Source organism: Luteimicrobium album, from assembly GCF_030161555.1.
GTDB lineage: Bacteria > Actinomycetota > Actinomycetes > Actinomycetales > Cellulomonadaceae > Luteimicrobium > Luteimicrobium album.
Genome location: NZ_BSUK01000001.1, coordinates 409,337 through 422,199 on the forward strand (window position 1 = coordinate 409,337; position 12,863 = coordinate 422,199).

Below are 12,863 nucleotides of genomic sequence, written 5' to 3' on the forward strand. Positions count from 1 at the left end.
CCGCCGCGCTGTGGGCGGCGGGTGCGATCCTGACCGCATGAGCACGGCCATGTGGACGACAGCACCGCTCCTCGGCTTCGACACCGAGACGACGGGAGTCGACCCTGCCGCCGACCGGATCGTGTCGGCGGCGCTCGTCCACCGCACGCCGGACGTCGAGACGACCGTACGCACCTGGCTGGTTGACCCCGGCATCGAGATCCCCGACGGCGCCGCCGCGATCCACCGCATCTCGACCGAGCAGGCGCGTACCTACGGACGGCCGCCGCGCGAGGCGCTCGAGGAGATCGCCGCGGTGCTGCACGAGGCCCTCGCCGAAGGCGTGCCCGTGGTCGCGTTCAACGCGGGCTTCGACCTCGTCCTCCTGGACGCGGAGCTGTCGCGGCACGGGCTGCGCACCCTGCCCGAACGCCTCGGCGGCCCGGTCCCGGCGGTCGTCGACCCGCTCGTCCTCGACCGCGCGCTCGTCCCGCTCCGCCGGGGCGGGCGAACGCTCGGCGCGCTGTGCGCCGCCTACGGTGTCCTGGACCTCGACGGCCCCGAGGCCGCCGGCCTGCACGCCGCGGATGCCGACGTCGTCGCGACGCTCGACCTGCTCGCGGCCATGGTCGCCGCGTTCCCGCAGCTCGCGGCGATAGACCTCGCGACCCTGCACGCGTACCAGGTCGACCAGCACCGCGCCTGGACCGCGGAGCTCGAGCGGTGGCGTGCCCGGGAGGCCGCGAGCAGCAGCACCGCTCCGCCGACCGGCCGCCCCTGAGACGCCCCGGACGCACGCAGGCCGCCGGGGTCCGGTGACCCCGACGGCCTGGTGGCGGGCGGCCCGACGGCGCCGCGGACGCGTCAGCCGCCCTGGTAGTTGGGCGCCTCGACGGTCATCTGGATGTCGTGCGGGTGCGACTCCTTGAGGCTCGCCTGCGTGATCCGGATGAACTGGCCGCGCTGCTGCAGCTCGGGCACGGTTCGCGCCCCGACGTAGAACATCGACTGGCGCAGCCCGCCGACGAGCTGGTGGGAGACCGCCGAGAGGGGGCCCGGTACGCGACGCGGCCCTCGATGCCCTCGGGCACGAGCTTGTCGTCGCTCGTGACCTCGGCCTGGAAGTAGCGGTCCTTGGAGTACGACTTCTTGCCGCGCGAGCTCATGGCCCCGAGCGAGCCCATGCCCCGGTAGGCCTTGAACTGCTTGCCGTTGACGAAGATGAGGTCGCCCGGCGCCTCGTCGCAGCCCGCGAGGAGCGAGCCCAGCATGACGGTCTCGGCGCCGGCGACGATCGCCTTCGCGATCTCGCCCGAGTACTGGAGGCCGCCGTCCGCGATGACCGGGACCCCGGCGGCGCGTGCCGCGAGCGAGGCCTCCCACACCGCGGTGATCTGGGGCGCCCCGACGCCCGTGACGATGCGGGTGGTGCAGATGGAGCCCGGACCGACCCCGACCTTGATCGCGTCCGCGCCGGCGTCCACGAAGGCCTGCGAGCCCTCGCGCGTCGCGACGTTGCCGCCGATGACCTGGACGTGGCGGGTCGCGGGATCGGACTTGAGGCGGCGCACCATGTCGAGCAGGAGGCGCACGTGGCCGTGCGCGGTGTCCGCGACGAGGACGTCGACGCCGGCCTCGACGAGCGTCGTCGCGCGCTCCCACGCGTCCCCGAAGTAGCCGATGGCTGCACCGACGCGCAGGCGGCCCTCGCCGTCCTTCGTGGCGTTCGGGTACTGCTCGGTCTTGACGAAGTCCTTGACGGTGATCAGACCGCCGAGGCGGCCGCCCCCGTCGACCAGCGGGAGCTTCTCGATCTTGTGCTTCGCGAGGATCGCAGCGGCTTCGTCGCGCGCGATGCCGACCGGCGCGGTGACGAGCGGCATGGGCGTCATGACCTCGCGCACGCGGCGGGTCTCGTAGTCGGCGCTAGCGACGAACCGCAGGTCGCGGTTCGTGATGATCCCGAGGAGCACGCCCTCGCCGTCGACGACGGGCAGGCCGGAGACGCGGTACTGGCCGCAGAGCGCGTCGAGCTCGGCGAGCGTCGCGTCCGGGCCGACGGTGACGGGGTCCGTCACCATGCCCGACTCGGACCGCTTCACGACGTCGACCTGGTGCGCCTGGTCGGCGATCGACAGGTTGCGGTGGAGCACGCCGATGCCGCCCTGCCGCGCCATGGCGATGGCCATGCGTGACTCGGTGACGGTGTCCATGGCCGCACTGACCAGCGGGATCGCGAGAGAGATCTCCCGGGTGAGCCGCGTCGTCGTGTCGACCTCGCTGGGCACGACGTCGGTCTCTCCGGGCAGGAGCAGGACGTCGTCGTAGGTCAGACCGATGCGCGAGAAGGGGTTCGGCGGGTCGGCGGGGAGCGGCTGGCCGGGCGTCGAGGCGTAGGGGGCAGGCACGTCCGTCATGTCAAGAGTCTACGGTCTGCGGGCGAGATCCATTCCCGGCCGTCCGGACGTACGGGACCGATGGCGCGCGGTGCGACGCGTCTCACACGCGGCGCTCTCAGCCCTCCGCGACGGCCAGCACCTCGTGGAGCAGGCCGGGGAAGCTGCGCGCCCGGTGCACCTGGTGGGCGAGCGGGACGGCGGTCTCGTCCTGCTCGCGCCCGAGCCCGACGAAGATCGGGAGCGACGGGTGCGCCTCGTGGATGGCCTCGACGAGGTGCCACGGCGGCTGGGTGAGCCCCGAGACCGTGACGACGGCGACCGGCTGGACCATCGTGACGAGCTCGATCGAGCGATGGGCGCCGGCGGGACCGGTGACGACGCGCGCGGTCACGCCGTGCGCGACGAGCGCCGCCGCGAGCGCGTGCGCCACGACCGGGACCGGCTCCCCGATCGCCGAGAACACGAGCACGATGCGGCCGAGCCGGGACGGGTGGGACACGGGCGGCCCGGAGCGCTCGGTCACCTCGTCGCCGTGCTCGGCCTGGAAGACGCGCAGCGCGTGCAGGGTCGCGTTGTTGAGCAGGACCTCGGGTGCCTCTCCCGGCCCCGCCAGGACGACGCGTGCGAGGAGCCGTTGCCGTGCCGGCTCGACGACGTCGGCCCACCAGGCGGCCGGGTCGCCGCCCGGCGCGATCCGCAGGAGCTCGTCGCAGCGCGACTCGTCGTAGGCGATCGCGGCGTCCACGATCTCGGTCACGAGCGCGTGCGGGTCGACGGCGGGGCTCACGTCCCGGCCGGCGCCGGTGTCCCGGCCGCCCGCGATGGCACGCAGCACCGGTCGGACCGCTGCCGGCGCCTGGCCCGACGTGACGACCTCGGGGTCGTCGTGCAGGTCCTCCGCGGCGAGCGCCCGACGGCGCAGCTCGTCCTGGCCCGCAGCCAGCGCGGTGCGTGCGGCCTCGGCGGGGGCGACGCCGTCGAGGGTCAGCTCGCGCATGAGCAGCAGCCGGTCGACGTCCTCACCGGTGTACCGGCGGTGCGCACCCGCGACGTGCGAGGACGGGCCGAGGCCGTAGCGCCGGTCCCAGGTCCGGAGGGTCGCAGCGGCGACGCCGAGCCGACGAGCCACGCTGGCCACCGTGTAGCCGGACGCCCGGGCACCGCCCGTCGTCTGGCTTTCTGTGTCGCCGTCGTCGTGTCCCGGACCCGGGACGCTCGTGGGCCTGCTCGTGCTGCCGCCTGTCACCCCTCGATTGTGCTCAGGGTCCGGCGTCCCCGCCACCGGCGAACCGCGCCAAGAGCGCGCCAGCACCGCGCCATTTCGCCGAGGAACAAGCGCGCCAAGAACGTTGCGGAGGGGACTTGAACAATCTGTGAAGCGATTGCTAGGTTGTGTGAACACCGACGACGAGGCCGGGCCGAACACGAGGAGTCCGGGCCCCCGAGCAGGTGGAGCAGTAACGCAGCGTGGATCCCAGGGGGCCACGTCCGCATCGTTCGCCACGCGAAAGGACGACGACATGACCGAGATCTCCCGCCTTCCCGGCCCGGTGATGGACCTGTGGGAATGGCAGTACCAAGGGGCCTGCCGCCAGACCGGCGACGAGGTGTTCTTCCACCCGGAGGGCGAGCGGGGATCGAACAGGCGCAGGCGCGACGAGGCCGCGAAGGCGGTCTGCGCGAGCTGCCCGGTCATGGAGCTGTGCCGCGAGCACGCGCTGCGTGTGCGCGAACCGTACGGGGTCTGGGGGGCCTCACGGAGGACGAGCGCACGACGATCCTTGCCGAGCGCGACCGCCAGGCGCTCAGCCGGGTCGGCTGAGGGGCGCGTCGTCCGCAGGCAGGGGAACCGCAGGGAAGAAGCACGAGGCCCCGCACCCGTGAGGGTGCGGGGCCTCGTGCGCTCGGCCGTGAGGCCGCGAGACGGCCGGTATCAGCCGACGACGACCGCGAGGACGTCGCGCGCGGAGAGCACGAGGTACTCCTCGCCCGCGTACTTCACCTCGGTGCCGCCGTACTTGCTGTACAGGACCTTGTCGCCGACGGCGACATCGAGCGGGACACGGTTGCCGTTGTCGTCGATGCGACCCGGACCCACCGCGAGGACCTCGCCCTCCTGGGGCTTCTCCTTCGCGGTGTCGGGGATGACCAGACCGGACGCCGTCGTGGTCTCGGCCTCGACGGCCTTCACGACGATCCGGTCCTCGAGCGGCTTGATGGGGACCGACACAGCGGGCCCTCCCTTTCGCTGAGAACTACCTGATGACGATGGGTTCGTGCGCACGCAGGCCGTCGTCGCGGGTGCCGGCAAGCGAGAGCACGCGGCCCGCGGCGCCCTCGCGGGTGCCGCTGACCTCGGGTCCCAATCTAGGTGGGCGTTAGCACTCGGTCAAGGCGAGTGCCAACCACCGGCCGCTCGTGCGGCCGTACGGGCGGCGACGGGCGCCCAGCCGACGAACGGCGACGTCGCGGCGCGCACCAGCGCGCCGTACCCCAGCCCGAACCGCAGCTCGTCCCCGACCGCGATGGCGAGGTCCCCGACGTCGAGCACCAGATGGTCCCCGCTGGCGCCGAGCACGGTGGCGCCCTCCGGCGGCGTGATCCCGTCGGGGTCCACGTCCTGGCGCCCCAGGGCCACGAGCGCCTGGCGGACCGTGCCGTGCCCCCGCCGCGCCGGGGCGTCCCCGTAGGCCGCCTGGGCGATCTCCCCCACGGCTGCGCCGGCTTGACCTGGACCTCGATGACCTCGGCGACCAGGACGAACGCATCCGTCCGGAGGTCCTCGACCGGCCGGCGCGTCAAGGGGTCCGTGCCGAGGAGGAGCGACTCGCCGAGCCGCAGCTCGTCGACCCGCCCCACGTCGTCGGCTCCGAGCACCCAGCCCAGCGAAGCCGAGTTCCCGCCCGAGACCACGGTCAACGGACGGCGGCAGGCAGCCTCCACCTGCTCGGCGAGGCGCGACAGCTCACCCATCGCGCGCGGGCCCGGCACGACGCCGCTCTGGCAGGCGAGGTTGGTCCCGATCCCGGCGAGCCGCACCCCGGGTCGACGCCCGACCGACCGCGCCAGGTCGACCAGGTCCTCGGCGGGGACGCCCTCGCGCAGGTCGCCGAGCTCGACCATCAGCACCACGTCGTGCCGCACGCCCCGACGCTCCGCGGCGGCCGCGAGGGCGTCGAGCGTCCGGCGCTCGGTCACGAGGCTCGTGGTCGCGAGGCACACGACGTCGTCCGCCTGGCTCGGCATGGGCGAGCGGATCAGCGTGAGGGGCACGTCGGGCGGGACCTGCCCGGGGTCGGCCGCCCGCAGTCGTGCCAGGTTCTCGACGCGCGAGTCGCCCAGCCCGACCGCTCCCCCGGCCAGCATCGCCGCGGCGACGTCGGGCCGGCCGAGCGCGGCCTTCGTCACCCCGACCACGCGGACGCCGCGCGACGCGAGCCGGTCGACCAGCGTCCGGGTGTTGTGCGCGACCGCGCCCAGCTCGACCTCGAGGCGCGGAGCGCTCACCGTCCGCTCGGCGCGAGCGGCTGCTCCGCGACGAGCGCGCCCGCCTCCGCGGCGGCCTCCACGGATCGCGAGAGCGCCGGGAACGCGAGCAGCACCATGTCGACGAGCCGGTCGAGCGGCCTCGTCAAGGGGTCCGTGACGGGCAGGCCGAGATCGAGCTCGAGCTCGTCGATCGCGGCCCCGACCTCCGCGTCGTCCATGTGCTCGTGGTTGAGCGTGACCCCGATGACCCGGGTGTCGGCGAACGCCTCGATCAGGGCGATCTCGCTCTGCACCGTCGGCATCGCGACCATCGGGAAGTCGCCCAGGAACTCGCGCCTCGGCGCGTGCTGGACGACGACGCCTGCGGGCCGGCTCCCCGCAGGATGTGCGCCGACGTCAGGTAGGCGGGGTGGCTCAGCGCGCCCTGGCCCTCGACGACGATGACGTCGGGGTCCTCGCCCTCGAACGCGGCGACGACGCGGTCCTCGACCTCTCCCGAGCAGAACTGCGGCACGAGCGCGTCGAGCGCGACGCCGTACTTCCCGCCCTGGATGAGCGTGGTCTGCCCGGTGCCGACGAGGACCGCCTTGATCCCGCGGGCCACCAGCGCCTGCACGAGCAGCGTGGCGGTCGTGCGCTTGCCGATCGCGCCGTCGGTCCCGAGGACCGCGATCCGCGGGCACGTGACGTCGAAGACCCGGCCCGAGAACAGGTGCAGGTCCTTCGTCTCCTTCGGGCGCCGCACGTCGGTGATCGTGACCCCGGCGAGCAGGGCCGCGGAGACGAACTCCGCGTCGTCCCCGAGGAACTCGTGGAGGCCGTTGACGATGTGCATGCCTCGGGCGATGCCGTCGAGCAGGACGACCCGCTGGGCCGACGACAGCAGCCCGTCGGCGGGTGCGACACCGCAGACCAGGTGGTCGGGCACGTACCCGGCGTGCGCGATCGCGTCGGCGAGGCTCGCGACGACCGGGATCCCGTTGGGTACGCCGTCGAGGAAGGCCCCTGCGTCGGCGCCCGCCTGCCGGCTGTCGATCACGGCGACGATCGCGTACTTCTCGGAGTGGCGGACGAGACCGTTGGCGGTCTTGCCGTCCTGCTCGCCGAACTGGCCCTCGCAGTAGACGACGGCCGACGCGGACGTGGGCAGGGCAGGACGGGACGACAGCGGGGGCATACGGCTCCTCGAGAAAGGGCTCAGAGGAGGGCGACGGCACCAGGGGCGGGGCCCGGGGCCCGACTGCCAGCGAGGGCGACTTTCGCTGAGTACCGGACGTGTCTCCGGCGCTGTGAACGTTATCAGCGCTACCTGGGAGCGACGGGCCGACGTCGCACCCGCCACGTCTGCGAGGATCGACGCGTGGACCTCGAGACCGTCGACCTGCTCACCGCACCGGCTGGGCGCGCCCTGCTCGAGGCCCTCCCGCCGTACGACGAGGCGCAGGCGCTCGCCCTGTCGGCCGGCCTCCGGGAGCGCGGGATCGACCCGGCGCTCGCGGCGGCCGCGCTCACGCAGACCCGTCTGCGCGACAAGGCGCGCGCCAAGCTCGGCCCGTTCGCGGACGGCATGCTCTTCACTCCCGAAGGTCTCGAGCAGGCCACGCGCCTCGTCGTCGCCGCCCGGCACGCGCAGCGCTACCTCGCGGCCGGCGTCACCCGCGTGGCCGATCTGACCTGCGGGCTCGGCGCCGACGCGCTCACGTTCGCGGGCGTGGGCCTGCGCGTCCTCGCGACCGACGTCGACCCCGCGACCGCGGCCCTCGCCTCACACAACCTCCGCGCGTTCCCCGAGGCGGAGGTGCGCTGCGCCGACGGCCTCGCCCTCGACCTGCCCACCGAGGGCGTCGACGGCGTCTACGCCGACCCCATGCGCCGGACGCGCACGGGCACGCGCGTCCTCGACCCGTCCGCCTACGCTCCCCCGCTCGACGCCGTCTGGGCGCTGCGCGACGTCGTGCCCGCGCTGGGCATCAAGGTCGGCCCCGGCATCGCGCACGCCGGCCTGCCCGACGACGCGGAGACCCAGTGGGTCTCGGTCGACGGGGACGTCGTCGAGGCCGCGCTCTGGTTCGGCCCGCTCGCACCCGACGGGCCCGGACGCACCGCCCTCGTGCTGCGCTCGACCGCCGACGGCCGCGTCGCCGCACGCGAGCTCCGCGGCCCCGCGCCCGGCCAGGACGAGCCCGTGCCCGACGTCGGCCCCGTCGGCGCGTACCTCTACGAGCCCGACGGCGCCGTCATCCGGGCGGGCCTCGTCGCCCAGGTCGCCGCCGGGCTGAGCGGACGCCTGCTCGACCCGACCATCGCCTACGTGACGTCGGACGCCGAACCGGAGCCTGCGTCGTCGGGCGCGGGGGTGCCGGTCGCCACGGCGTACCGCGTGCTTGACGTGATGCCGTTCGGCCTGAAGCGCCTCAAGACCTACCTGCGGGAGAACGGCGTCGGGCGGGTCACCATCAAGAAACGGGGTACCGCCGTGACCCCCGAACAGCTGCGCCGCGACCTGGGTCTGAAGAACACGCCGGGGAGCGCGGAGGCGACCCTCGTCCTGACCCGCGTCGGCGGCCGACAGAGCGTCCTCGTCGTGGAGCCCGTTACCCGCGCGTGACGTCCGCGCCGTGGAAGAGTAAGCGCATGCATCTGCCGTTCGCGCAGTCGGAGCGGTCCACGGTCGGCATCGAGTGGGAGCTCGCCCTCGTGGACAAGGACTCCGGCGACCTGCGCCAGGTCGCCCAGACGGTGCTCGACGCCGTCCGGCCCGAGGGCCGCGACGCCCATCCGCACATCGTGCAGGAGCTGCTGCTCAACACGGTCGAGGTCGTGTCCGGCGTCGGGCGCGACGTCCCCGACGCGGCGGCCGACCTGGAGCGCGCGGTCGAGGAGATCCGCGCCGTCACCGACCCGCTGCGCGTCGAGCTCATGTGCGCGGGCACCCACCCGTTCGCGCAGTGGTCGCACCAGAAGGTCACCGACAAGGCTCGCTACAACACGCTCATCGACCGGACCCAGTGGTGGGGCCGGCAGATGCTCATCTACGGCGTGCACGTGCACGTCGGCATCGAGGACCGCCGCAAGGTCCTCCCCATCCTCCGGGCGATGCTGACGTGCTTCGCGCACCTGCAGTCGCTGTCGGCGTCGTCGCCGTTCTGGGGCGGACGGGACACCAACTACGCGTCGAACCGCGCGCTGATGTTCCAGCAGCTCCCGACGGCGGGCCTCCCGTTCCAGTTCCAGGAGTGGGAGGAGCTCGAGCGCTACGCGTCCGACCTCGAGCACACGGGCGTGATCGACGGCTTCGACGAGGTGCGCTGGGACCTGCGCCCCTCCCCCGCAACGGCACCCTCGAGTCGCGGATCCTCGACGGCGTCACGAACATCAGCGAGCTGCGTGCGCTCGCCGCGCTCACGCACTGCCTCGTCGAGAGGTTCTCCCGCATGCTCGACGACGGCGTCGAGCTCCCGACCCTGCCGCCCTGGTTCGTGCAGGAGAACAAGTGGCGGTCGGCCCGCTACGGCATGGACGCCATCATCATCCTCGACGCGTACGGCAACGAGGAGCTCGTGACCGACGCGGTCGCGCGTCTGCTGACCGAGCTCGAGCCCGTGGCCGAGGGGCTCGGGTGCTCCGAGGACCTCGACGGGGTGCGGACCATCCTCCGCAAGGGCGCGTCGTACCAGCGCCAGCGCGCGGTCGCGAGGCGTGCGGGCGGCGAGCTGGACGCCGTGGTCGCGTCGCTCGTCGCGGAGATGCGGGCCGGCCGGCCGCTCTGAGTGCGCCGGGCGGCGAAGGCTCAGACGGTGACGGTCGTGAGCGGCATCGACGAGTCGACGCCGATGTCCAGGTTCGACGGCGCCACGCCCGCAGCGACGACGGCAGACCCGAGCGCGGCGATCATGGCGCCGTTGTCGGTGCAGTAGCGGACCGGCGGGATGCGCAGCGTGATGCCCTCGGCGGCGCACCGCTCCGCCGCCATGTCGCGGAGCTGCGAGTTCGCGGAGAACCCGCCGCCGACGACGAGCGTCTCGACACCGTGGCGGTGGCACGCGGCGATCGTCTTGGCCGTGAGGACGTCGGCGACGGCCGCGGCGAAGGAGGCTGCGACGTCGGGCAGGGGATCTCCTCGCCGGCGTCGCGCTTGGTCTCGACCCAGCGCGCGACCGCGGTCTTGAGGCCGGAGAAGGAGAAGTCGTACGCGTGCTTCTCCTGGTCCTTGGCGGCCGTGAGACCCCGCGGGAAGCGGATGGCGTCAGGGTTCCCCTCGCGCGCGAGGCGGTCGATGTGGGGGCCGCCCGGGTAGGGCAGGCCGAGCAGGCGGCCGACCTTGTCGAAGGCTTCGCCGGCGGCGTCGTCGAGGGTCGAGCCGAGCTCGGTGACCTTCGTGGCGATGTCGTCGACCAGCAGGAGCGAGCTGTGCCCGCCCGAGACGACGAGTGCCATGAACCGCTCGGGGAACGGCCCGTCGACGAGCACGTCGACGGCGGCGTGGCCGACCACGTGGTTGACGCCGTAGAGCGGCTTCCCGAGCCCGAGCGCGAGCGCCTTCGCGGCCGACGCTCCGATGGTGAGCGGGCCGACGAGCCCCGGGCCCGCGGTCACGGCGATCGCGTCGACCTCGGACAGCCCGACCCCGGCGGTGTCGAGCGCGCGCTCGATCGTCGGGATCATGGCCTCGAGGTGCGCGCGGCTGGCCACCTCCGGGATGATCCCGCCGAAGCGAGCGTGCTCGTCCATCGAGCTGGCGACCGCGTCGACGAGGAGCTGGTCGCCGCGGACGAGCGCGACGCCCGTCTCGTCGCAGGACGTCTCGATACCGAGGACGAGCGGGGCTCCGGACTGGTCAGGCATGTCCCCAGGCTAGTGGTGGTCCGGCCGGGATCGGTCATTGCCGTGTGGCAGACGTCACGATCGCCCAGGGATGAATACTTGTCTCCGCAACTGTTGTGCCGGTCATGAGCATCGACACCAAGACCGACGACCTCGACCGCGAGCTCGAGGCGCTCGAGAGCGCCCTCGCCATCGACGACGCCACCGCCGACCTCCTGTTCCGCGAGGCCCACACCACCTACGGCTACGCCGACGAGCCCGTCACGGACGAGCAGATCCGCGCCGCCTGGGACCTCGTCCGCTGGGCGCCGACCATGATGAACTCCTCCCCATGCGCCTGCTCGTCGTGCGGACCGACGAGGGCAAGCAGCGCCTCGCCGCGCACATGGCCGAGGGCAACCGCGACGGCATCCTGAATGCTCCGGTGACGATCGTCGCCGCGGCAGACCCGGCCTTCCACCGGCACTTCAAGACGCTCGCGCCGTTCCGCGAGGGCGCCGAGGAGCAGTTCGAGGCCATGGGCGACGCGCGCGAGGGCATGGCCCGCACGTCGGCCCTCATCCAGGTCGGCTATCTCATCGTCGGGCTGCGAGCGGCCGGCCTGGCCGTCGGGCCCAAGGCCGGGTTCGACGCTGCTGCCCTCGACGCCGACCTCTTCGCCGAGAACGGCTGGAAGTCCCTCCTCGTGATCACGGCCGGCGTGCCCGCCGCCGAGGACGCGCACCGGCCGCGCCAGGCCCGCCTCGACTTCGACACCGTCGCCGAGGTCATCTGAGCCGCAGCCCGGCGCACCTTCCCGTGAGTGCGGAGCCTTTGTGCGACACGCCCGGCGTGTCGCACAAAGGCTCCGCACTCACGGCCGTTCGGGGTCGCTCGGAGCTCCAGGCGCATCGTGTACGCGTCGACGTCCTCGGGCTGGTAGTAGCGCTTGCGGATCCCGAGCTGCTCGAAGCCGTACTTCGCGTACAGGTTGAGCGCCGGCGCGTTGTCGACCCGCACCTCGAGCAGCACCGCCTCCGCGCGCAGCTCGCGCGCCCGCACGATCAGCGCCTCGAGGAGCTTCGAGCCGATCCCGTGGTGCTGGTAGCGCTCGTCGACGCCGATGGTCATCACCTGCACGACGTCCCCGTCGAACCACAGTCCCGCATACCCCACGAGCGGCTGCGGGCCCGCCGCGTCGATCCGCACCGGCTCCGCGGCCACGTACCGGCGGCCGAGGGCCGCGAGCTCCTGCGCGAACATCCCGTAGCTCCACGCGCTGGGCCCGAACAGCTCGACCTCGAGCTGGACGACCCGGCGCAGGTCGGACGCCCGCAGGGGCCGGATCCGCGTCCCCACGACGCCCGGGTCGGCGGTCGGCGTCGCTCCCGTGTCGATCTCGGTGTCCACCATCGTGGCCTCCCTCAAGCGCTCGCGCGCTTCGGCGTGCCCGGGACCTGGGCGTCCGGACGACGCAGGTACAGCGGCGTCGTGGGCAGCTCCTCGCCCGCGGCGTGCCTGGCCAGGGCGAGTCGTGCGAGCACGACCGGGTCGGGCACGTCGGGGGCGTCGCCCGAGGCCTCCGGGTCGGTCGCGGCCGCCGAGGCGGCCTCCCCCAGCTCCGGGTACAGGGCAACACCCCGCCCGACGACGACGGCGCCGTCCGCGTGCCCGGCAGCCACGACGTCGACGGCGCGCGCCACGTCCGGGCCGGCGACGGTCTCGACGACGGGCACGCCGTGCGGGCCCTCGTGCGCGACGACCCGGTAGCGGGCCCAGTAGACCTCGCGGCGGCGGGCGTCGGCGGCGACGAGAACCTCGTCGTCAGGCTCGAGCCCGAGGTCGCCGACGGCCTGGGCGGCGAGCGCGTCGAGGCTGCAGACGCCCCAGACGGGGACGCCTAGCGAGAGCGCGAGCGTGCGCGCCGTCACGAGACCCACCCGGAGGCCGGTGAACGGCGCCGGACCGGTGCCCGCGACGACGGCGGTCAGCTCGCTCCGGTGGACCTGCGCCTCGTGCAGGACCTCGGAGACCAGCGGGGCGAGGAGCTCGGCGTGCCGCCGCTGCTCGTCGACGACGTGCGACGCGAGCCGCTCGCCGCCTTCCCCGACCAGGGCGACGGCGACGGCCGCTGACGTGTCGACTGCAAGAACTGCCACGACACCAGCGTAGGTGCTGCCGCCCGCTCCCGGG

At 73.5% G+C, this 12,863-nt stretch carries 8 protein-coding genes and 5 pseudogenes; 5 read left to right on the forward strand and 8 right to left on the reverse strand.

Annotated features, from left to right (window positions below):
* The first annotated feature begins 37 nt into the window (after positions 1–37).
* Entirely contained in the window at positions 38–760 is a 723-nt protein-coding gene (locus tag QQK45_RS02050) for an exonuclease domain-containing protein (RefSeq protein WP_284291796.1), read from the forward strand.
* 83 nt (positions 761–843) lie between these two features.
* Here QQK45_RS02050 and guaB read toward each other — a convergent pair.
* Both guaB and QQK45_RS02065 read right to left on the reverse strand, forming a co-directional pair.
* Positions 844–2,387, reverse strand: a pseudogene (gene guaB / locus QQK45_RS02060) (IMP dehydrogenase).
* A 106-nt stretch (positions 2,388–2,493) separates the two neighbouring features.
* Positions 2,494–3,516 carry a MerR family transcriptional regulator gene (locus QQK45_RS02065; protein WP_284294911.1) on the reverse strand — a complete coding sequence of 341 codons (1,023 nt, stop codon included), beginning with the start codon at positions 3,514–3,516 and terminating at the stop codon, positions 2,494–2,496.
* Between the two features lie 382 nt (positions 3,517–3,898).
* Here QQK45_RS02065 and QQK45_RS02070 point away from each other — a divergent pair.
* Positions 3,899–4,200 (forward strand): annotated as a pseudogene (locus tag QQK45_RS02070) (WhiB family transcriptional regulator).
* A gap of 111 nt (positions 4,201–4,311) precedes the next feature.
* Here the strand turns inward: QQK45_RS02070 and groES are convergent.
* The 3 genes and pseudogenes from groES to QQK45_RS02090 form a co-directional block, all read right to left on the reverse strand.
* On the reverse strand, positions 4,312–4,608 hold the full coding sequence (gene groES / locus QQK45_RS02075) for a co-chaperone GroES (RefSeq protein ID WP_036953208.1): 297 nt from the start codon (positions 4,606–4,608) through the stop codon (positions 4,312–4,314).
* Positions 4,609–4,745: 137 nt separating this feature from the next.
* Positions 4,746–5,885, reverse strand: a complete 1,140-nt coding sequence (locus tag QQK45_RS02080) for an alanine racemase (protein WP_284291802.1) — start codon at positions 5,883–5,885, stop codon at positions 4,746–4,748.
* Positions 5,882–7,044: pseudogene (locus QQK45_RS02090) on the reverse strand (N-acetyltransferase DgcN family protein). Before QQK45_RS02090 ends, QQK45_RS02080 begins: the two are co-directional and overlap by 4 nt.
* Before the next feature lie 183 nt (positions 7,045–7,227).
* Here QQK45_RS02090 and QQK45_RS02095 point away from each other — a divergent pair.
* On the forward strand, positions 7,228–8,475 hold the full coding sequence (locus QQK45_RS02095; protein ID WP_284291806.1) for a class I SAM-dependent methyltransferase: 1,248 nt from the start codon (positions 7,228–7,230) through the stop codon (positions 8,473–8,475).
* A 26-nt stretch (positions 8,476–8,501) separates the two neighbouring features.
* Positions 8,502–9,637, forward strand: a pseudogene (locus QQK45_RS02100) (glutamate--cysteine ligase).
* A 20-nt stretch (positions 9,638–9,657) separates the two neighbouring features.
* On the opposite strand, the pseudogene tsaD reads toward QQK45_RS02100, so the two are convergent.
* A pseudogene (gene tsaD / locus QQK45_RS02105) lies at positions 9,658–10,712 on the reverse strand (tRNA (adenosine(37)-N6)-threonylcarbamoyltransferase complex transferase subunit TsaD).
* 104 nt (positions 10,713–10,816) lie between these two features.
* On the opposite strand from tsaD, the gene QQK45_RS02110 reads away from it, so the two are divergent.
* Complete coding sequence (locus QQK45_RS02110) at positions 10,817–11,107, forward strand: nitroreductase family protein (RefSeq protein ID WP_284291808.1); 291 nt, start codon at positions 10,817–10,819, stop codon at positions 11,105–11,107.
* Between the two features lie 154 nt (positions 11,108–11,261).
* Here the strand turns inward: QQK45_RS02110 and rimI are convergent, their stop codons facing one another.
* Both rimI and tsaB read right to left on the reverse strand, forming a co-directional pair.
* The gene (gene rimI, locus QQK45_RS21755; RefSeq protein WP_348525122.1) at positions 11,262–12,083 is read right to left on the reverse strand and encodes a ribosomal protein S18-alanine N-acetyltransferase; all 822 of its coding nucleotides are present in this window, start codon (positions 12,081–12,083) and stop codon (positions 11,262–11,264) included.
* Between the two features lie 11 nt (positions 12,084–12,094).
* A complete protein-coding gene (tsaB, locus tag QQK45_RS02120; protein WP_284291810.1) occupies positions 12,095–12,829 on the reverse strand; it encodes a tRNA (adenosine(37)-N6)-threonylcarbamoyltransferase complex dimerization subunit type 1 TsaB in 735 nt (244 codons plus the stop codon).
* Between the last annotated feature and the right edge of the window lie 34 nt (positions 12,830–12,863).